Source organism: Spiroplasma floricola 23-6 (assembly GCF_002813555.1).
GTDB lineage: Bacteria > Bacillota_I > Bacilli_A > Mycoplasmatales > Mycoplasmataceae > Spiroplasma_A > Spiroplasma_A floricola.
This window is the reverse complement of sequence record NZ_CP025057.1, coordinates 345670-366792: the sequence shown is the minus strand read 5'-3', so window position 1 is coordinate 366792 and position 21123 is coordinate 345670. Positions and strand designations below refer to the sequence as shown.

Sequence of the window (21123 nt, the reverse complement as noted above, 5' to 3'; positions counted from 1 at the left end):
AGAAAGCGTGGTGTTGCATTTACAACAATATTATTTTACAATAATTAGGTTTATTTATAAATACTATTTATTATAAATAAACTTAGTAACAACTTGACTTAGATTTTATAAAATTAGAAAGAAGTAAATAACATGAAAGATATATTCAAAGGTTATTGAATTGAGTTATCTTCAAGAGTTCTTTCATCAAAAAAAAGGTTAATTAAATTTTTTGGTATTGCAATAATACCTATTATTTATGCTATTACTTGTATTTTAGGATTTTGAAATCCTATTGATAATCTAGGAAAAGCACCTATTGCGATAATGAATGAAGATAATACAGTTTGAATTTATAAAAAGCCAGGAACAATTGTAAAACAATATGAACTTGGTGTTCTAAGAGATGAAAATAATGATGCTTTAACTACAGACAATACTTCTACTTTAGAAGAAGCTATTCAAAAAGCACAACCATCTGGAGAACCTAATAAAATAAGAACAAACACAGGAAATTATTTAAAACCTAGTGAAGATCTTAAAAATTATATTATGCCAGTAAATATTTGAGATCTTTTAAAATCAAATTTAAATGCTAAAAAACAAGGTGTTGAAGATGAAAAAAATATATTTAGCTCAAATGAAATAAAAGAAGGAATGTCACTTACAAATATTCACTATATTTCTTCTAAAGAAGAGATTAATAAACAATGAAAAGGAAAAAAATATTATGTTGATTTAAAGTTAAATACTGGAACATTAGAATATTTAGTATATAAAATAGGAACTTTTTTAAGATCTGATTCTGATTTAGTACCTTCTCCAAAAGTAAAAATGGATCTTTGAACAACTTATGAAAGAAACTTTATATTTGGTTACTATATGAAAAGTATGTATGAATATAGAGCTTCAATTGTTTTAAAAATAATTGATAAATTATTTGATGAAAAAGCAGCTGAATCAATTAAAAATGAAATAAAAGAAACAAAAAATGATCAAAGAAATTACTTAGATAATACATGACGAGAAGAATTAATATTGGCAATTATTAAATATATTTATAGCAATTCAAAAGAAGAACTAAATATGATTAATTTTGACCAACAAGGTGCTAGAAATGGAATATATGGAATTGGTCTTGGAGAATTTTTCATATGTATAGGTTTATTTGTTGGAACATTTATGCAAACTTTTATCTATGATAGAGGAAAACGAAATCACAACTTATCGGCCAAAAAATGATTTATTACAAAGACGATGTTAATGTACACAACAGGTATAATTCAAGTTAGTTTACTTATTGCTGTTTTATCTTTAACTGGATATTCAGCAATTGGTTCTGCTGCCTTATTCTCACTATGATTATGATTACTCTATATAGAGTTAATATTTGCTGTTACAATTCAAGCTCTGTGATTTGCATTCACAGATGAAATGGTTTCTAAATTTTTAGTTATTATTTATCTAGTTATAAATATTGCTGCAGGTTCTGGGACATTTCCAAGTTTCATGCAATTTGACTTTTTCTATGGAATAAGTTTCTTATCAGAGTATAGATTCTCAATTCAAGGTATAGGCTCAATTATATTTGGAATTGGAGAAAACGGATTTAACAGTTCAGATACATTGTATCTATTAAAACAGGCTGGAATTTTAGCAATATTTGGAGTATTTATGTTTAGTTTAGGTTTATTCTTGAGTACTCAAAGAAACAAAGAAATTAGATTTGGTTCATTTAAAGGAAAACAAGTTTTAAGAGCTTTTGAAGAATTAAACATGAAAACAGAAGCAGAGCAATTTAAAAAACAAAATAAAAAAGGCTACAATTGAAATAAAATGCAGGAAAATTATTATCCCGAAGTTATTTTAAAAGTTAGAGAATTATATCCATTTGAAGGACAATTTAAATGGTATAAGAAAATGCAAAAAAATGAAGTTTTAAAACCAAGTGTTACAGATGAAGAAACAATTGGTAGAAATGATCGAGTAGAAGTTTAAATAATAAAAAAATCGAAACTAATTTCGATTTTTTTATTATTCTATACAATCTTTTAATTTATTTTGAATTTCCTCATATTTATCAGGATTATTAGTAAATCATTCTCTTACAGCTTCTTTTCCCTGCCCTATTTTTTCTTCACCATAAGAATATCAAACTCCTGCTTTTGTTAAAACATTATAAATTGTTGCCATTTCAATAACTTCAATATCTTTTTCTACACCTTTATTATAAGCAATTGTTATTTGACAAGTTTTAAAAGGTGGAGAAACTTTATTTTTAACTATTTTAATTTTTACTTTATTTGCAGTTGCTTCTCCATTTACAGAAATGGTTTCACCTTTTCTAACTTCAAGTCTTAATGAGGAATAAAATCTTAAAGCTCTACCTCCAGGAGTTGTTTCTGGATTTCCAAAAATTACTCCAACTTTTTCTCTTAATTGATTAATAAATATAACAGTTGTATTTGTTTTTGAAACAATTCCATTTAATTTTCTTAAAGCTTTAGACATTAATCTTGCTTGTAAACCAATTTGTTGATCTGACATTTCTCCATCCAATTCTGCTTTTGGAACAAGAGCTGCAACTGAGTCAATAACTACAATATCTATTGTATTTGATTTAACCAACATTTCTAAAATATCTAAAGCTTGTTCACCTGAATCTGGTTGGGCTACAACAAGATTTTTTATATCTACACCAATATTTTGGGCATATCTTGGATCTAAAGCATGTTCTGCATCTATAAATGCAGCTCTTCCATTATTTTTTTGTGCCTCACAAATGGCATGCAAAGATAGTGTGGTTTTACCACTTGATTCTGGACCATATATTTCTATAATTCTACCTTTTGGATAACCTCCAACTCCAATTGCTCTATCTAATAAAAAACTTCCACTTGGAATTACATCAATTGTTGAATTTACAGAGTCTCCAAGTTTCATAATTGAACCTTTTCCAAAAGTTTTTTCAATATCTTTTAAGACGCTTTTAAAAGCTGGATCATCATAAATGTTATTATTCATATTTAAAAGCACCTCATTTTTATTTTCTTCTAATGTTTTTTCTATCATAATTTTCCTCCTCATTTGTCATAATCGACAAATATAAGAAAAAAAATTACAATTCTAGTAATTTATTTATAACAAAATTACAAGCTCTTTTTTTATATTCTTTTCTTGAAATATCTTCTAAAACTTTAAATTCATATGTATATATTTTTTCTTTCATTTTAAAACCAACATAACTCAATCCTGATAAAACATTATTATCATCAATTGGAGTAGAAAAACCTGTAAAAGCAAAAACTATATCTGTTTTCAATAATTCTTGTGTTTTAGATAACATTAAATTTAAAGTTTCTAAAGAAACTGCACCATATTTTTTAATTACTTCTATATCAATTTGCAAAATTTGTGATTTAAATTCATCAGTATAACAAACAAATCCTCCTTTAAAATAATTGCTAGCTCCTGATAAATTTGTTATTTCATTTGCAAAATATCCACCAGTAAATGACTCACAACTAGATATTGTTAAATTATTCAATTTTAAATATTCAAATAATTTTTCCATATACAAATCCTTAAAAAATATAGTGAAATTAAATCATCATAACCCACGTTTTGTAACACTTTCGTGCATCAACTATCTATCTATTGCATCTGCAATCCTAAAGGTTTGTTGAATTCCTCACCTTTAAGCTCCTCTACCAAAATTTGAGTTTCTTGCTTGTGGAGTTTACCCGTTCCATTTCACTATTTCTAGTTAATCGTCTCTGTGGCACTTTAAAAAGCTTATCATAGGTATAAATACCCTTAGACTATACTTAAGTCGTTACCAAATAAAATTGGTACCTAGAGTTATTTTTTCCTCTAGCACAATCACTACATTCATCTCAGAATGTGCAAGCGTGGAGTTTCCTCTATATTATTTTTCAAATATAGCAGTTGATTCAGATTTAATCTCAATCTTTATTTTATACCAAATTATTTGTTATATGTATCTTTTTCTAAATTAGAGATTCTTTTAATAATATCTGAACTGTTAAGTCCTTTTCTTGCTAACTCATCAATTTGATTTTCTGTAAGTTTTAAACTTGCAATTGTTTGTTTTAAGTCATTGGTTACTCTCTTAACTTCATCTTCTAAAAGAGCTATTTTTTCATCTTTTTTAATTTCTCTGTCTGTAAATGTTTTGTAATCTTCTGCAATCATATCTAAAAAAGAGTCAACTTCTTCTACTTTATAACCTTTATATTCTACTTCGAAGTCTTTATCTAAGATATCTTGCTTTGATAATTTAATATAATCTGCCATTTTTTAGCCCCCTATTTAGTCTTATTGTATCTTATTTTGTAATTTTTTGTAAATATATTGCGATTAATAAATTGGGTGATAAAAGTGATTATTAAAAATAAAGGAATGTACTTAGAAATGATTATAAACAACAGTATTAATTCATTAGATCCAACCAAAGGTTTTATATATAAAATGCCTATAAATAACAATATTATCTCTGTTGAAAACAATATAGTAACAGCACGATTAAACAAAAACTATTTTTGTGATTATATAGGGCTTTGAAAAGGAATTTACATTGAATTTGAAGCAAAAGAAACAGAAAAAGATTTTTTTAATTTGAACAATATTAAAAAACATCAAATAGAAAAATTGAATTTAGTTAATAAAAACAATGGTAGTGGTTTTATCATAGTTTATTTTCATTTATATGAAAAATTATTTTTTTTACATATAAATGAAATAAAAAAAATGGAGAATAAAAAAATACCCTATAACTATTTCAAAGATAATTTCTTTGAAATAAGTTTTTCAGGTATTAAATTTGATTTTAATCAAATTTTTAATCATTTAATCAATTATACATAGTAATTTTTACTGATGTTTTTTTAGCTTGTTCTTCTAATTTCTTGAATAAATCATTTATATTATTAATTTTATATTCATCAATTATTGACATAATTTTTGGTTTAGAAATACCTAATTCAATGAAATTTTCTATTTTTTCTATTTCTTGTTTATTAAGTTCATAGTTAAAAATTTTTTCAATAAAATTATACGTATTGTCATTTCTTAGTTTAGAGTGTTTTTCTTCCACTTCCACAAGTAGTCTATTAAATAATGGGGTCAGATCAAGAATAGTTTTTTTACCTTTTTGTTCAAGTTTAATAATTCTATTCTTTAATAATTCTGATATTTCTTTTTCTATTTCTTCTTTAGATATCATCATGTGCTGTGCAATTTGTGATGGTGTAAAGTTTTTTTGATCATCGTTTGACAACTCCATAATAATTAATAGAATAGCTAATTGGTTTTCATTAATCTTAATTTTAGAGTAATTTAATATTAAAAGAGCCTTTTTACTTATTAAGCCTATTTTGAATAATTCAAACATTTTCTTCAAAATTAAAACTTGCTTTTAGCAAGTTTTTTATTTAAAATACCCTTTTTATTTAGCAACTGCGTCTTTTAATTGTTTAGCTACTTTAAATTTAGCAACTGTTGTTGCTGCAATTTTGATTTTAGCTCCAGTTGCTGGGTTAACACCTTCACGTGCAGCTCTTTCAGAAGTAACAAATTTTCCAAAACCTGCCAAAGCAACTTCTTCTTTTTTAACTAATGCATTTGAGATTTCATCAAATACAAAATTAATCATTCTTTCAGCTTCAGCTCTTGTGCTACCAAATTCTGTTGATAGTTTTTCAGATAATTCTTTTTTTGTCATGGTTTTCGACCCCTTATATCTATACTACCTTAGCGTGTTTGAAAAAATCATTAACTAACCCACTAGGCTTATGATTATTGTATAGTATTTTGTATAGTATTTCAAACATTGGAGTATCAATTTGATATTTTTTAGAGATCTCATATGCTAATTTACAAGATAAAACCCCTTCAACAGTATGTTTATGTGAAGTGAGTATTTTTTTTGCGTCATCGTTTTCTGCAATTTGAACACCCAATGAAAAATTTCTTGATTTTACAGAAGAAGCAGTTAAAATAAGATCTCCAAGTGTAGCAAAATTCATAAATGTTTCTAATTTAGCTCCAAAATGTTTTGCAACATTATAAATTTCTGCATTTCCAATAGTAATTAATGACGCTTTTGAATTATCTGCTGCTGAAAAACCATGCAGAATTCCTACTCCAATAGCTACTGCATTTTTTAAAGCAGCTGCTATTTCACATCCAACAATATCTGTTGAAACTTTAACAATAAAATATTCATTTGAAAAAATATTTGCCATATATGTTGCTATTTCTTCATCTTCATTACAACTCATAACGCAAGTTGGTTTTCTCATAATTACTTCTATTGCTACTGATGGTCCATAAATTGCTCCATAAGATTTCATAATTCCTGTACCTTCAAACTGCTTTTTGATTTTTTTACTCAATAAATCCAAGTTTTTTTCATCTAATCCTTTTGCAACATTTATAATATGCATTTCATGTTTACCATATTTAATTATATTTTCAATTGCATTATCTAATGCAAATGTGGGAACACTTAAAATTACAATATTTGCTTTTTCCATAGCAACTGCAAAATCTGTTGTTGCTTTTATGTTTGAATTTATTAATAAATCTTTAAAAAACATTGAGTTTAAATGATTATTGTTAATGTCATCAACTTGTGACTCTTCAATACCATACATTAATACATCATGGCCATTATCAGCTAAAACATTAGCCAATACTGTTCCATATGCTCCTGTACCTATTATTGATATTCTTTCTTTTATCATTTTATTATTTCCTTTCTCTAAAAATTATTGTAATTGGCACACCACTGAAATCAAATTGTGAGCGAATTTGATTCTCCAAAAATCTTTTATATGAGAAATGTACAAATTCTGGATTATTTACAAATAAAACAAAAGTTGGAAGATATGCTTCTACTTGTGAAGCATAAAATATTTTTAATCTACCTCCATTATGATTTGGAGCTGGATTTATTAATTGTGCTTTATTGAAAATTTCATTTAATAAACTTGTTCGAATTCTCTTTTTAATATTTTTTTGAACTAAATCAACAACATCAAAAATTTTATTTACTCTCTTATTTTCTTTTGCTGACAAAAATAGTACTTTGGCATAATTTAAATATTTAAAATAAGCTTTTATTTCTTCTTCTTTCTTTTTCATTGTATTAGTTTCCTTATTTGAAACTAAATCCCACTTATTTCCAATAATTATTATAGGTTTATTTTCTTCAAAAGCAACACCACCAATATTTGTGTCATGATCTGCAACTTTTTCACTTGAATCTAGAACTAAAAGAACAATATCTGCTTTGTTAATACTGGTAATAGATCTAAGATAACTATATTTTTCAAGATTTTCATAAATTTTACCTTTTTTTCTCATACCAGCAGTATCTATAATTATATAATCATTGCCATTATATTTAATTTTACTGTCAACTGCATCAATTGTTGTTCCAGCTACATCAGATACTATCATTCTTTCTTCTCCAACAAGTGCATTTACTAAACTTGATTTACCAACATTTGGTCTTCCAACAATAGCTAATTTTAATTCTTCATTTTCGTGATCTTCATTAAATTTAGGCATATTTTCAATTACTTTATCTAATAAGTCTCCAACTCCAATACCGTGTGTTGAGGAAATTAAACAAGGTTCTCCAAAACCTAAAGTCATAAAAGTAAAAGACTCATCAAATTGCTCTTTTTTATCATATTTATTTACAGCTAATATAATTGGTTTTTGAGTTTTATAAAGAATTTTTGCAACCATTTCATCTTCTGGAGTAATTCCATCTTTAAAATTAATTACAAAAACAATCACATCAGCTTCTTTAATAGCTATTTCAGCTTGCATTCTTATTTCTTTTGAAAAAGGACTATCTTGTAAAGTTATTCCTCCAGTATCAACACCAATAAAAGGCATCGTCAATCACTCTGCTCTTCCATACATTCTATCTCTTGTTACACCAGGTTTATCTTCAACAATAGCTTTTTTTTCTCTTATTATTCTATTAAATAGTGTAGATTTACCAACATTTGGTCTTCCAACAACTGCCACAATTCCTTTTCTTGCCATATTTCTACACCTCTTTTATTTATAAAAATTATTTAATTTCTTCTATTTTTTTTAAAACTATATTAATTACTTCTTCAATACTTAAATTACTAGTATCAATATATCAAGCATCTTTTGTTATCTTTAAAGCTCCTACTGCTCTATTTTTATCATAATCATCTCTTTGTTCAATCTGTCTCAAAATATCTTCGTATACATTTGGAACAATATTTTTAGCTTTATTTTGTTCGTATCTTCTTTTTGCTCTTGATTCTATAGAACAATCAAAATAAATTTTTAACTCAGCATCAGGTAAAACAACAGTTGTTATATCTCTTCCAATTACTATATTATTTTTACTTTCTGACATTTTTCTTTGAGCTTCTACCATAAAAGCTCTAACATCATTGTTTTTGGCAACATATTTAATATTTTCTGCAACATCATAATCAGAAATATTTTTTCCTAAATCAATACCATTTACTATTATTGAATTTTCATTTATATACTTAAAATTAAAATTTTTTATTTGAGCTTGAATTTCATTGTCAGAAGAAAAGTTTACACCATTATTAATACATAATTTTGTAAAAGCACGATACATAACTCCTGTATCAATAAAATTCATTTTCAATTTTTCTGCCACTTTAATCATTACAGAACTTTTTCCTGATCCTGCTGTTCCATCTACTGCAATATTGATATTTTTCATATTTATTTTACCCCTTTTAAACAATGAAAATTGGAATTATTATAGTTAGAATCATTAAAATTGCTAAAATTATTAAAATAGGTAATGATCATTTAAATCTATATTTTCTTTCATAAAGTTTTCAAGTTTTTATAACCTTATTTTGACCTTTTTCATTTTTATCATTAACTTCAAGAATCATTTGTTGAGTACTTCTATTATCTTTGCTTCTTACTTGTTGTACAGTAGTCATTGAGATATCTTGAGGAATAATTTTAAGCCCTGCTTGTTTTTCTTTTAGTTTATCTATATTCTTTTGAAAATTCTTTTCATTGGCTTGTAAACTTCTATATAAATTAATATATTTTTCACTTTTTAAAGTAAATGTTTCTTCTTCTGTTTCAACTTTAGAGTTATTTACAACTTCAGCTTTTCCAAGCTTTTTAAGTTCTGAAATCTCTAACTTCATTTCATATTTAATCTCTTCAGGAAATAAGCAAGACGACTTATCTCTGTCAAGATATGGTTTTTCAAATTCGTGCTTAGCATCAAATATTGCTAGTTTTTCCTTAAAAAAATCCATATCAATTTTTTTAAGTTTTTCAAAAGTAGAATGAATTACTGATTTTTCATCTTGAATATTTTTCTTATATGAAATTTCTTTTCTAACTTTATCGTGAATTTGTTTATTACGTTCCATTCTTGTTAGGTTCACTTTTTTCACCCCATTAATTTATATTATAAATTAAATATAGAAATATTGTAAATTATTGTTATTATATTAATGAAATGGAGATGTTTTTTATGAAAAAAACTTGGATAGATAAGTCAATGTGTATTGGATGCATGGCTTGTGTACAAATAGATGAAACAGGTACTCTTTTCATGGATGATGATGGATTTGCAGAAGCAAACGAAAATGATCTAGAATTAGTTGAATGCCAAATGGTTTGTCCTACTGGTGCTGTTAAAATTGGGGACGAATAGAAAACAAAAAAAATTCTTATTAAAGAATTTTTTTATTATCTTTTTTAAAAACTTTTCAAATTATAAAAATGCCACTCATTCAAAAGCAAATTTATTTAATTTATTAATAATTTTTTTTAAAAAAGATAATCAGAGATTTCTTTTGAACAATTTTAATATCCTTATTATTAATATGAGAATTACAACTCCTTGTAATTTCATTTTTATTATAGCATACAAATAAAAAAAGTTATGAAAAAAGATTTTTTTTTAGAATTTTTTCCATTATTTTAGATATAAAAAAAATGTCCAAAGACATTTTCTAATAATCTAATTCAGTTTTTGTAGCTCTTAATTTTGCATAAATTTCTGCTTCATATTTTTTTGTTCCATTAATAACTGCTAATAATGGGAATTCTCCTACTTTAGTTGGCAATTGTAATGTATCTCCAAAATATTTTGCTATACCTTTAATTAAAGCTGTTCCCCCACACAATGTGATACCATTTCTAAAGATATCCCCTGCTAATTCAGGTGGAGTTAATTCTAGTACTTGAACTGTTAATTCAATAACTCTTGACAAAGGAATTTTTAATACTTCTCTTAATTCTTCAGGAGATATTGTAATTTCTCTTGGTAATCCAGAAACAACATCTCTTCCATAAACTTTCATTGATTTTTCATCAGCTTGTTTTGCTAATGAACCAATATTAATTTTAACTGTTTCAGCTGTTTTTACTCCAATTTCCATTCCATATTGAGCTCTAACAAATTTTAAGATCTCTTCATTTAAGTAATTTCCAGCAACTTTAACTGATTTAGATAAAACTATGTCCCCTGATGCAATAACAGCAACATCAGTTGTTCCTCCACCCATATCAATAATTAAGTTTCCAGATGGAGCATAAATATTTACTCCCCCGCCTAATGCAGCCATTTTAACTTCTTCTTCAATAAATACATTTGAAGCTCCTAAGTTAATTGCTATTTTTTTAAGCGCTGATTTTTCTAATTCAGTAATAACTGATGGACAAGCTAATACCATTACACATCCCTTTAAAGTTTTTTCCAATCTTAATCTTGCAAAAATATAATTTAGTTGTGCTTGTGTAGCTTTAATATCAGTTATAACACCATCTACCATAGGTCTCACAATTCTTAAATTTTTATTCCCTTTTCCTATCATTTTATATGCTTCAGAACCAACAGCGATTATTTTATTTTCTCTTATTTTATAAGCCACTATTGATGGTTCATTATAAACTATTCCCTGTCCTGCTATGTATACTAAAGTATAAGCTGTTCCTAAATCCATAGAAACATATGTTGGTTTTTTTCCAGCCATTTTATTTTCCTCACTAATCTATTTGAACTGATATATTAATTTTATCAAATATTAATGAAAAGACTGTATTTTATTAAACAAATAATTATTTTACTTATAATAATGATTAATTTTTTTAACTTGTGGTTCAATTAATGCAAATAATGAATAACAAATTGAAAATCTAACTAACTCAATTGCTGAAATAATTCCAATAAATGCTCCTAAATTTTTTACAATATCTTCTCAATGTCCATGATCATGATTATGTTCATCTTCTAAGTGAAGTGATGAGATATTTGCAATTACTTCCTTATGTTCTTCATGAGAATGTGCAAATGAAGTATTTAAATACATAATTGCAAAAACTAGTAATGTATAAACTATTGTCATAATAGAGACATATGCAACTATTGGTGTTCACCTTTTAAATCTATCAACACTTTTTATTTGATGTTTATGTATACTAGAATTTCTAAATACAAAGTAATAGAAAAATCATATTACTCAAACTGACACAAAGTATCCAGCACAATCTATAACAACAGAGAGAGGATTGTGAAATCCATCTGCTAAGTGAATAAAAGGTGCCACAAAAGCTATAAAACCTGAAAATATTGGTCCTAAAGCTGACAATGATAGTGTTATAACTATTAAGTCAAAGATTCTAAACGGTATTGGAACTCCTTGAAATTGTATTTTCTCTAAAACAGCTTCTATTGACATTTCAAATGCAGAAACTGCTATTGCCAAAGCTAGAAATACTCCTGTTAAAGTTATTTTAAAAGTTAGATTTCTTCTACTTGTATATAAACTATTTTTTCAATGAAAATCTCCTTCATCGATATCATCATGGTTACCTAGAGCATCAAAATGGTGTTCATCATGATAATGATCTTTTTTACCCTCTTTTACATCATCATGTTCTGGAATATTGTGATTTTTATCTTCCATATTTTTTCTCCTTTTTATATGTTCTTAAATATTATATAGTAATTTATAAAAATTATAAATATAAATTATAATTTTTATAAATTAGAATTTATTAAAACTATAAATTTTAGTTTATAATAATTTTGTGAGTACTTTCGGGGCAAGGTGTGATTCCTTACCGATAGTGAAAGTCTATGAGCTTTTAAAAAGCATGATTCAGTGAAATTCTGAAACCGACGGTATAAAGTCCGGATGTGAGAAAGTACCTAACAAATTTAAAATCCTAAGGATTGATTTTTGTTTTACATAAGAGCCCCATTTTATATTTAAAGGGGCTTTTTATATTAAAGGAGTTTATAAATGGAAAACGAATATGGTTTTTGAAATCACAAATATGATTTTGCAGAAATCAATAAATATAATTGAAGATTAGTTTTAAAAGATAATTTTCAATTAAATATAAAAAAAATTACTTTATTGTCTATGTTATTTGCATTTGAAGTTTTGTTAACTATTTTTAGCAAATATGTTCTAGGTGGACTTTTAATTATGGGTTTTTACTCAATAGAAGTATCATTTTTTGGAATTTTGTTTATATACTTATCTTCAAATATTGTTTACTCAGCAATTATAAATATATTAGTAAACTCTATGAGAATTGTTCTTCCCTTAGGAAGTGATCCAATTGGAGTTGTTGCAATGACATTATCAGATTTATCATTTTTAATAGCATTTGCTGTTGTATTCTTTTTTCTTAAAAGATCTCTATTATTTAGAGTAAAAGAAAACAATAAAATGAAATATTATTTATGAATGATAGTAATTAGTGGAATATTAGCTACTTTAATTTCTGCTAGCTTATCACTTCTATACAATCAAACTTTTATATTTGAATGATATAGAACTCTCTATCCCGCTTTGATTCCAGAAAAAAATAGTACACTTTGATTTTCAATAATGTTTGTGGGTTTTGGAGTTACAATTGCTAAATTTTTTTGTAATCTATTATTATTTGTAATTAGTGTAAAAATTCTTGTAAATCTTATAAATAAACATTTATTTTAGAAACAAATCTTATAGTTTTTATTTTTTAATATAAAATAATTTTGTAGAGGAGATTTTAATAATGGAAAATAACGTAATTAAAATGATAGTTGAAATACCAAAAGGTAGTTCAAATAAATATGAATATGACATTAATACTAATGAAATTAGCTTAGATAGAGTTTTATATGGAGCTAATTTTTATCCAGGAGAATATGGTTTTGTACCAAACACTCTTGATTGAGATGGAGATCCATTAGATGTTATAAGTCTTGTAACTTACCCTACTCTTCCAGGAGTTGGAGTCAATGTAAGAATTTTAGGTTCTATTAAAATGATTGATGCAGGAGAAATTGATACAAAACTATTTGGTGTTTTTGCAGATGATAGAAGATTTGATGCATATAAAACTTTAGAAGATGTACCTCAACATTTAAAAGATGAAATTGAAAATTTCTTTTTACAATATAAATCTTTACAAAAAAAAGAAGTTAAAATTAACGGTTGAGGAACTGCAGAAGAAGCAATGCATGAATTAAAAGAATGTAAAGAAAGATATGAAGAATATAAAGAAAGATATTCTAAACCAAATGGTAAAGAAGAAATAATGGCTGAGTGAAAGAAAAAAGGACTTGGTCAAGGATAATAAAAAGTAGGTTTTTAAAATACTGCTAAAAAAAGAAAAAAGAAAGCTCTTATTGGCTTTCTTTTTTTATTAAGATTCTATTTGCATTTTTTAATTTGAATTATAGATATCTTTATAACAATGTGAAAGGTCCTACAAATTTTAAATTAGATGTTTTTGCATTAATTCTAAAGATTTTAAAATCTAATTTATTAAATTCTTTTGCATATATTCTAGCTGCAGATATATCCATTTTATAACTTTCACATTCATTTTTTACAAAACCAATAATTTCATTTTCATACTTTTCTTCTAATCTAATTTTTAAAATATTAGAGCTAAAAATTAAAATAACTATAGATAAAAAAACTGTAAGAGAGATTAACTCCATTAAAGGTTTAGAAAAAATGAATATTAAAAATTTTGAAGAAGTTGCTTGAATAATTGCTTCTTTATTTAAAAAATAAATTACAAAAGATAATATAAAAGTTGAGAAGTAAACTATATATAAAAATAAAGGTATTCATTTTAAGATCAATTGCATTTTTTTTATATCTCTATCCTTTTGAAATAATTTAGCATTGAATCAAATACTTGCTAAAATATAGTCCAATTCATAACCAACACTTGGCATAATTCATTTTGGAATTGTAATTTGCTTCTTTCTTTTATTTAGCATTTGATTAATTCTATAATAACTTTCTGTTTCTCCATAACTAATATTTAATTCTTCAATTTTTAAATATACTTTAAATTTTTGAATGATTGAATCAATTTTACTACTTGAAATATTGCTATCTGCAGAATTAATTTCATGAATAGCTATTCTATTTAAACTAAATGTATTAAATATTCTTATTATTATTAACGATATTAATGACAATCCTAAAGCTATCAATAGTACTTTAGTTAGAGAGTCCATAAATTCACCTTCTCTTTTAGTATATTATATTTTTTTAAAAATTATCTTTTATATTTATCAAATAAAAATTTAATTTCAGGTTTTAAATCATTTACTTTTTTTACATCATAAACAGAATTAAAATTTCTTACAATTCCATGTGAAGACATAAATGCATTTACATAAAATTTACCATTTTTATAATCAACTGGTTTTAAGCTTCCTCCAGCTGTTAAACCTGCTGCAAAAAATCTAGTTCTATGATCTGCTACTAAATCCAAATCTTCTAAAATTGAGTCAAAATCTAAATTGTGTTTTTCAAGTCAAGCTGTTTCTTTTTTCATTCTTGCTTCACTTTCTTTTTCATTTGGTCAAATATCTTTATATTTTACAAGTTTTGATTGCATTTTACATCCAGCAGAGATTGCAAGAGCTGCCATTAAAGAACCTTCAGGAGCTCCCCCAATTCCATAAACAAAATCAGCATCTCCATTTACCACATCAATTGCAGCTAGAACATCTCCATCTTGAATAAGTCTTATAATTATTCCTAGATCATTCATTTTTTTAATAATTTCTTTATGTCGAGGTTTATCTAAGATAATACATTTTAAGTCTTTTCGATTAACTTTTTTTTGCATATTTTTAATTGATTCTACTATTCCTTTTTTTAAATCAATTTCATTAATAAATTCTGTACTAACAAATAACTTTTCCATATACATTTCTGGTAGTTGTAACATAGTATTTTCTCTTGAAAATGCAATTGTTGCAATACTTCCTGCAAAATTGTAAGCAGCAGGATGAGTTCCTTCTACTGGATCAACACTAACATCATAGGTCATAACACTTGGATCTTCTAAATCACCAAGTAGTTGTCCCACAAATAACATTGGAGCTTGATCTAATTCACCTTCTCCATTGACTACTTTTAATCTAAAACCTTTTTCATTTTTTAACATAACCTCAAATGCTTCAACAGCAGCTTTATCAACTAAATTTTTATCTTTTTTTCCAATATATTTATATGAAGCAATAGCAACTACTTCAACAGTTCTCAACAAAACTATATCTCTGTTCATTTTAATACCTCTTATTTATAATGATTATAGCAAAATATTTGAATCACTTAATTATAGTTAATATAAGATTATTTTCATTACTATTGTTTATTTTGATATTAGTCTTATAATCTTATATATAAAAGGAGAAAAATTATGTCAAAAATAAGAGAACAAGATAATTTCTTTGAACATATAAACAAAGAATGAATTGACAATACAGAATTACCAAGTGGTTATCCATCATGAGGTAGTTTTGAAATGTTACATAAAAAATCAATTGATGATATTAAAGAAATGATACTAGAATTTAAAGATAATGAAAAAAAGTTAAACTCAGATCAAGAAAAAATTATCAATTTATTCAAAAACTATTTAAACCAAGAAATGAGAAACAAACAAGGAATTGAACCAATTAAAGATATTATTTCTAAAATTGATTCATTAAACAAAAAAGAAGATTTTACTAGTCTCTTAATAGATTGTTTTAAAAAATTTAATATATCATTTTTTCATTCTAAATCAGTAGATTCTGATTTTAAAAACAGTGATGTGAGAGCTTTAATGATAGGATCAATGGGATTGGGAATGACAGATAGAGATTTTTATGATGAAAATCATCCAAGACATAAAGACATTAAAGCTGGTTATAAAACTTACTTAGAAAATGTAGCAAAAATTTCAAAATTAAAATTCAATACAAAAAGCATTTTTGATTTAATTTATAACTTTGAAAAAGAAATATCACAAAGTATGTTAAAACAAGAAGAACTTAGAAGTCCTGAAAATATTTATAATGTAGTTACACTAAAAGAATTAACTAATCATTGTCCATTTATTAATTGAGAAGAATATTTAACTGAAATAGGATATGCAAAAGCTGCAATCTTTATATTGTTTGAACCTAAATTTATGAAAAAATTAAATGAAATGCTAAATAATATAAGTTTAGAAGATTTAAAAGATTTCTTGAAAATAAAAACACTAGTGGCTTCTTCTTCAGTATTAAGTTTAGACTTGTATGAAGAAAATTTTAAATACTCAAGTGTATTTAGTGGTGTAAAAGAAATGAAACCAGAAATAGATAGAGCTGTAGAATTTACAAGTTCCACTCTTGGAGAATTATTAGGAAAAGAATACATTAAAAAGCACTTCTCAGAAGAAGCAAAAGAAGATGTTTTAAAAATAGTAAAAGATCTAATTAAAGTTTATTCAAAAAGAATTAATAATTTAGAATGAATGAGTCAAACAACAAAAGAAAAAGCAATTGATAAATTAAATTCATTTACAATAAAAATTGGTTATCCAGATAAATTTGAAGATTATTCAAAAATTGAAATAAAAAGCTATGAACAAGGTGGAAGTTTATATCAAAATCTAGTAAACCTATCAAAGCATTTTCTTGAAAAAGAATTAAAAGAAATTAATCTGCCAGTAGATAAAACAAAATGATATATGAATCCTCAAACAGTTAACGCATATTACAACCCTAGTTCAAACGAAATTTGTTTCCCTGCAGGAATATTGCAAAAACCATTCTATGATATTAAAGAGCCAAAAGCTAGAAATCTTGGTGGAATTGGTGCAGTAATTGGTCATGAAGTAAGCCATGGATTTGATGATGAAGGAAGTAAATTTGATAAAAATGGTAACTTTGAAAATTGATGAACAGAAGAAGATTATAAACAATATAGTTTGAGAACAGAAAAATTAGTAGAACAATACAATAAATATGAAATTAATGGAACTAATGTAAATGGTAAATTAACATTAGGAGAAAATATTGGGGATCTAAGTGGAGTTGCAGCAGCATTAGATATTTGCAAAGAACAATGTAAAGAAGATATTAAATTATTTTTTGAAAATTATGCAAAAATTTGAATGAGAAAATCTACAGATGAATTGAAAAATACTAGATTATTAATTGATCCACATTCTCCAGAAGAATTTAGATGTAATGGAGTATTAATCAACATTGATGATTTCCACGAAGTTTATAATACTCAACCTGGTGATGAAATGTATTTAGAAAAAGAAAAAAGAATTAAAATCTGATAGTAAAAAATATATTAATAAAAGAGCTTAGAAAAATATTCTAAGTTCTTTTTTTGAAACCTTATTTAAATCTGTTTTTGACTCATCAAAAATTATTATTTTTGAACCTTCTAAATAAAATGTTTATCATAATTACTTTTTCTTTAATCTAGCAGATAATTCCTTTAATTTATTTTTTCTTATTTTTTCATTTTAGTCATTTTACAGGATTTTTTCTTTGAATCTTCAATTGTTTTTAACTCTATTCCTAATCTAAATCCAACATATTCCAAATAAGTTTTTAAAGTAATATTTAAAGGAATATTATTCGTATTTGGGAAAAATTTGATAGTTAATAAATTACTATTTTTAAATAATTTCTCATTAGTATATAGAGTTTTTCCTAAGTTGATTTTTAACAAGAAAATCTCAAAATAGTTTTTTTAAATATAAAATAAGAAAATAAAAAACTTTTTTTATTGCACAATAACTATATAAATAAAAAATAGACCTATTTAAGCCCATTTTTCTTTAATTTATTTTATTATTTAATTTAAATTTGTAGTTCTTTTTTTACTATAATTTAATTTTCAACGTTATGATAAATATCTTGAACATCTTCTAACTCATTTAATTTATCCATTAATTTATCAAATTTTGCTTTTTCTTCAGAGTTCACAATTGTAATCATTTCATCAGCTAACATTGTTGTTTCAGCCATTTTATAATCTTTAATTCCTACATTATCTAATGCTGTTTTAATTGCATTAAATGCTTGAAATGGTGCATAGACAACTGTTAAACCTTCTTCTTCAAGAACATCATTTACTTCACAATCTGTTTCCATTAAAAGCTCTAAGATTTCTTCAACACTTTTATTTTCAAATGCAAATATACTTGTTGCTTGAAATGAATGAGAAACTGCACCACTATTTGCAATTTTTCCCCCATTTTTATTAAATGCATCTCTTATTTCTGCAATTGCTCTATTAACATTATTTGTAAGTGAATCAACTATTATCATTGAATTTCCAGGACCATATCCTTCATATCTATTTGAAGTATAGTTATCTGCATCTCCACCTTCAGCTTTTTTTATTGCTCTTTGAATAACATCAGCTGGTACTTGTTTTGATTTAGCTTTATCTATTGCACTTCTAAGTGCTAAATTTGCTTCTGGATCTTTACTTCCAGCTTTTGCTGCCATATATATTTCTTTTGAAGCTCTTCCATAAATTGCTGATTTCATTGCAGCAGTTTTTTCCATACTTGCTTTTCTAACTTCATGTGCTCTTCCCATATTTAATTCTCCTATTTTAATAACTTTTTATATTATACTTTTTATTTATAAAAAATAAAAATCATAAAAAATAATATCTTAAAAAAGATAAATTCCTTTAACTTATATTTCCAATTATTTCAAGAATTATCAAAATTATTAAAGTCACTAAAAATATATAACCAAATTATAAAGTAACTATAATTTATAATAATTAATCAATAAAAACTATATTAAAAAATTTTAATAATTTAAATGTCTTATTTTGCTATTGCATTAATTATTATTTCTTTAAAGTAGAATCTTTTTCATAAATTTTATTCATTATAAATTGCATTTTTTCTTCTAAATCATCAGTTTCTGCATCAACTACTAAAAAATCAAACATATGTTTTCTTTTTTCAAAAAAATTATCATAATTTTTATTCAAAACATCCCAATATTCTCTTGGAGAATCAAATTCTTGATATCTTCCTCTTTCTCTAATTCTTTGAATTGCTTTATCTGTTGAAACTTTTAAATAAATTACTAAATCAAATTTTCCTCTATCAGATAAATTTGGAACAACAACATTTTCATAAAAATCTGTGTATGTTTTATAATCAATATCATTCATTGCACCTGTATCATGATTGGTTGCCACAAAAATTGGATCTTCCAATATTGTTCTGTCAAAAATTACATTTTTTAGTTCCTCAGCTTCCATTAATTGTTGACTTCTTGCTGTTAGCATATATATTTGCATTTTAAAAACATTTGCTTTTCTATCTTTATAATAATCATCAAAATATGGGTTATTGTCAATCGGTTCTGGAAATACCTTGTATCCTAATTTTTTTGATATTTCTTCACTTACAGTAGATTTACCTGCACCTACTGTACCAAAAATAGCTATTCTCATTTACTTACCTCTTTTAACTTTCAATGAATTGTAAATTCCATAAAATTGTTTAATTTCATGAGATTTTAATTCTCTAAATTTACCAATTGGTAGTTCCTCTATTGTTAAAAACTCTATTTGAGTTCTTTTTAATTTTTTCAAATAAATATCTGCTGCTATTAGCATTTTTTTAACATGATGTTTTCTACCTTCAGCAATTGTTAATTCTATTACAGACTCATCATATTCTTCATCATATTTTAAAAGTCTTGACTGAATTGCCTTTGTCTTATAATTATCATCTATAAGAACACCATCAATAAGCTGTTTAATTTGATATTTGTGTACTTTACCCTTACAAAGAGCTTGATATGTTTTTCTAAATTCATATTTTGGATGCATTACAAAATTTGCAAACTCACCATCATTTGTCATAATAAGTGCTCCAGAAACATCATAGTCTAATCTTCCAACAGGATAAACTCTTAATTTTGAATCCTTAAAGAATTCTGCTACAGTTTTTCTATCTTTTGGATCATACATTGTTGTTAAAACTAATCTTGGTTTATTAAATAAATAATAAACTTTTTCTTTTACTTCTTCTACACTTTTATTATTGATATCAATTTTAACATTTGGATCAAATTTTGAACCTAGCTCCTTTATAATTTTACCATTAACTTTTACTTTACCTTGCACAATAAGTTCTTCTGCTCTTCTTCTTGAGCAATATCCCCTAGTGGCAATAATTTTTTGCAATCTTTCTTCCATTATTAACCTCTAGTGAAAATTTCTTTTTCTTCTTCTATTGTTTCTTTTAGTTTAGGTAATTCATCTAAACTATTTAAATTAAAATACTTTAAAAAGTCTTGTGTAACTTTATATAACATTGGTTTTCCAACTTCATCAGACTTACCAGCTTCTTTAATTAAATTTCTTAATTTAAGTTTGTAGAAAATTGCTTCACAATTTACTCCTCTAATTTCTTCAACATTTGCTTTTGAAATTGGTCCTCTATAAGCAATTATAGATAATGTTTCAATACTTGCAGTTGATAATTTTGATTCAGTTTTAACATTTGCAAGTTTTGCATAAAAATCAGCATTTTCTTTTTTTGTAATCATTCTATATCTATTTTTAGCAAACTTTTGAATACTTAATCCTGACGAATCGTCTTTACTGTATTTCTTAATTAGTTGATCAATTAAATCGCTAATTTCATTTTCTTTGATATCACCTAAAATGAATTGAAGATCTTCAATTGAAGTTCCTTCATCACCATTTACAAATAATAGTCCTTCAATAATTGACATTCTTTTTTTATTATCCATAATTTACCTCC

24 protein-coding genes, 1 other RNA gene and 1 riboswitch are annotated in these 21123 nt (G+C 25.3%); of the genes, 6 read left to right on the top strand and 19 right to left on the bottom strand.

Annotation, left to right across the window (positions count from 1 at the left end; all coding sequences use genetic code 4):
- The first annotated feature begins 132 nt into the window (after positions 1-132).
- On the top strand, positions 133-1977 hold the full coding sequence (locus SFLOR_RS01730) for an ABC-2 transporter permease (protein WP_100916373.1): 1845 nt from the start codon (positions 133-135) through the stop codon (positions 1975-1977).
- A 36-nt stretch (positions 1978-2013) separates the two neighbouring features.
- Here the strand turns inward: SFLOR_RS01730 and recA are convergent, their stop codons facing one another.
- The 4 genes from recA to SFLOR_RS01710 all read right to left on the bottom strand — a co-directional run bounded on the left by recA (position 2014) and on the right by SFLOR_RS01710 (position 4296).
- Positions 2014-3051, bottom strand: a complete 1038-nt coding sequence (recA, locus tag SFLOR_RS01725; protein ID WP_169919180.1) for a recombinase RecA — start codon at positions 3049-3051, stop codon at positions 2014-2016.
- Between the two features lie 46 nt (positions 3052-3097).
- Complete coding sequence (locus SFLOR_RS01720; RefSeq protein ID WP_100916372.1) at positions 3098-3553, bottom strand: CinA family protein; 456 nt, start codon at positions 3551-3553, stop codon at positions 3098-3100.
- 34 nt (positions 3554-3587) lie between these two features.
- Positions 3588-3939, bottom strand: an RNA gene (gene rnpB / locus SFLOR_RS01715) — RNase P RNA component class B.
- Between the two features lie 27 nt (positions 3940-3966).
- Positions 3967-4296: a DivIVA domain-containing protein gene (locus tag SFLOR_RS01710; RefSeq protein WP_100916371.1), complete on the bottom strand. Its 330-nt coding sequence runs from the start codon at positions 4294-4296 to the stop codon at positions 3967-3969.
- An 84-nt stretch (positions 4297-4380) separates the two neighbouring features.
- Between SFLOR_RS01710 and SFLOR_RS01705 the strand changes: the two genes are divergently transcribed.
- The gene (locus SFLOR_RS01705; protein WP_100916370.1) at positions 4381-4866 is read left to right on the top strand and encodes a Holliday junction resolvase RecU; all 486 of its coding nucleotides are present in this window, start codon (positions 4381-4383) and stop codon (positions 4864-4866) included.
- On the opposite strand, the gene SFLOR_RS01700 is transcribed toward SFLOR_RS01705, so the two are convergent.
- Genes SFLOR_RS01700 through SFLOR_RS01675 form a run of 6 tightly spaced genes read right to left on the bottom strand, consistent with a single transcriptional unit; the run spans position 4841 to position 9434 of the window.
- Positions 4841-5392: a DnaD family protein gene (locus SFLOR_RS01700; protein ID WP_100916369.1), complete on the bottom strand. Its 552-nt coding sequence runs from the start codon at positions 5390-5392 to the stop codon at positions 4841-4843. The two genes, SFLOR_RS01705 and SFLOR_RS01700, sit on opposite strands and share 26 nt — an antisense overlap.
- A 54-nt stretch (positions 5393-5446) precedes the next feature.
- Entirely contained in the window at positions 5447-5722 is a 276-nt protein-coding gene (locus SFLOR_RS01695; protein ID WP_100916368.1) for an HU family DNA-binding protein, read from the bottom strand.
- A gap of 19 nt (positions 5723-5741) precedes the next feature.
- Complete coding sequence (locus tag SFLOR_RS01690) at positions 5742-6746, bottom strand: NAD(P)H-dependent glycerol-3-phosphate dehydrogenase (RefSeq protein ID WP_100916367.1); 1005 nt, start codon at positions 6744-6746, stop codon at positions 5742-5744.
- A gap of 4 nt (positions 6747-6750) precedes the next feature.
- Positions 6751-8064 carry a ribosome biogenesis GTPase Der gene (gene der / locus SFLOR_RS01685; RefSeq protein ID WP_100916366.1) on the bottom strand — a complete coding sequence of 438 codons (1314 nt, stop codon included), beginning with the start codon at positions 8062-8064 and terminating at the stop codon, positions 6751-6753.
- Between the two features lie 28 nt (positions 8065-8092).
- A complete protein-coding gene (gene cmk, locus SFLOR_RS01680; RefSeq protein WP_100916365.1) occupies positions 8093-8755 on the bottom strand; it encodes a (d)CMP kinase in 663 nt (220 codons plus the stop codon).
- Between the two features lie 16 nt (positions 8756-8771).
- Complete coding sequence (locus SFLOR_RS01675) at positions 8772-9434, bottom strand: hypothetical protein (RefSeq protein WP_100916364.1); 663 nt, start codon at positions 9432-9434, stop codon at positions 8772-8774.
- A 104-nt stretch (positions 9435-9538) separates the two neighbouring features.
- Between SFLOR_RS01675 and SFLOR_RS01670 the strand changes: the two genes are divergently transcribed.
- The gene (locus SFLOR_RS01670) at positions 9539-9721 is read left to right on the top strand and encodes a ferredoxin (protein WP_245858727.1); all 183 of its coding nucleotides are present in this window, start codon (positions 9539-9541) and stop codon (positions 9719-9721) included.
- A gap of 301 nt (positions 9722-10022) precedes the next feature.
- Here the strand turns inward: SFLOR_RS01670 and mreB are convergent, their stop codons facing one another.
- Both mreB and SFLOR_RS01660 read right to left on the bottom strand, forming a co-directional pair.
- Positions 10023-11045, bottom strand: coding sequence for a rod shape-determining protein (mreB, locus tag SFLOR_RS01665; RefSeq protein WP_100916362.1), 1023 nt, complete (start codon positions 11043-11045; stop codon positions 10023-10025).
- A gap of 90 nt (positions 11046-11135) precedes the next feature.
- Positions 11136-11978, bottom strand: coding sequence for an ECF transporter S component (locus SFLOR_RS01660; RefSeq protein WP_100916361.1), 843 nt, complete (start codon positions 11976-11978; stop codon positions 11136-11138).
- A 126-nt stretch (positions 11979-12104) separates the two neighbouring features.
- Positions 12105-12225, top strand: a riboswitch (FMN riboswitch).
- A gap of 92 nt (positions 12226-12317) precedes the next feature.
- On the opposite strand from SFLOR_RS01660, the gene SFLOR_RS01655 reads away from it, so the two are divergent.
- Together SFLOR_RS01655 and SFLOR_RS01650 are read left to right on the top strand one after the other, a co-directional pair.
- Entirely contained in the window at positions 12318-13022 is a 705-nt protein-coding gene (locus tag SFLOR_RS01655; RefSeq protein ID WP_100916360.1) for an ECF transporter S component, read from the top strand.
- A gap of 61 nt (positions 13023-13083) precedes the next feature.
- A complete protein-coding gene (locus SFLOR_RS01650) occupies positions 13084-13647 on the top strand; it encodes an inorganic diphosphatase (protein ID WP_100916359.1) in 564 nt (187 codons plus the stop codon).
- Positions 13648-13759: 112 nt separating this feature from the next.
- Here SFLOR_RS01650 and SFLOR_RS01645 read toward each other — a convergent pair whose 3' ends face one another.
- Positions 13760-14548 carry a hypothetical protein gene (locus SFLOR_RS01645; protein WP_100916358.1) on the bottom strand — a complete coding sequence of 263 codons (789 nt, stop codon included), beginning with the start codon at positions 14546-14548 and terminating at the stop codon, positions 13760-13762.
- 41 nt (positions 14549-14589) lie between these two features.
- Positions 14590-15609, bottom strand: coding sequence for a fructose-bisphosphatase class II family protein (locus SFLOR_RS01640; RefSeq protein ID WP_100916357.1), 1020 nt, complete (start codon positions 15607-15609; stop codon positions 14590-14592).
- Between the two features lie 135 nt (positions 15610-15744).
- On the opposite strand from SFLOR_RS01640, the gene SFLOR_RS01635 reads away from it, so the two are divergent.
- Positions 15745-17646, top strand: a complete 1902-nt coding sequence (locus SFLOR_RS01635) for a M13 family metallopeptidase (RefSeq protein WP_100916356.1) — start codon at positions 15745-15747, stop codon at positions 17644-17646.
- Between the two features lie 176 nt (positions 17647-17822).
- On the opposite strand, the gene SFLOR_RS01630 is transcribed toward SFLOR_RS01635, so the two are convergent.
- The 5 genes from SFLOR_RS01630 to scpB form a co-directional block, all read right to left on the bottom strand.
- Positions 17823-18044, bottom strand: a complete 222-nt coding sequence (locus SFLOR_RS01630) for a hypothetical protein (RefSeq protein WP_100916355.1) — start codon at positions 18042-18044, stop codon at positions 17823-17825.
- A 161-nt stretch (positions 18045-18205) separates the two neighbouring features.
- On the bottom strand, positions 18206-18922 hold the full coding sequence (locus SFLOR_RS01625; RefSeq protein WP_100916354.1) for a YebC/PmpR family DNA-binding transcriptional regulator: 717 nt from the start codon (positions 18920-18922) through the stop codon (positions 18206-18208).
- A 262-nt stretch (positions 18923-19184) separates the two neighbouring features.
- On the bottom strand, positions 19185-19802 hold the full coding sequence (locus SFLOR_RS01620) for a deoxynucleoside kinase (RefSeq protein ID WP_100916353.1): 618 nt from the start codon (positions 19800-19802) through the stop codon (positions 19185-19187).
- Positions 19803-20555 (bottom strand): pseudouridine synthase, encoded by a 753-nt coding sequence (locus tag SFLOR_RS01615; protein WP_100916352.1) that lies wholly within the window; start codon positions 20553-20555, stop codon positions 19803-19805.
- A complete protein-coding gene (gene scpB, locus SFLOR_RS01610; protein ID WP_100916351.1) occupies positions 20555-21112 on the bottom strand; it encodes an SMC-Scp complex subunit ScpB in 558 nt (185 codons plus the stop codon). Before scpB ends, SFLOR_RS01615 begins: the two co-directional genes overlap by 1 nt.
- Between the last annotated feature and the right edge of the window lie 11 nt (positions 21113-21123).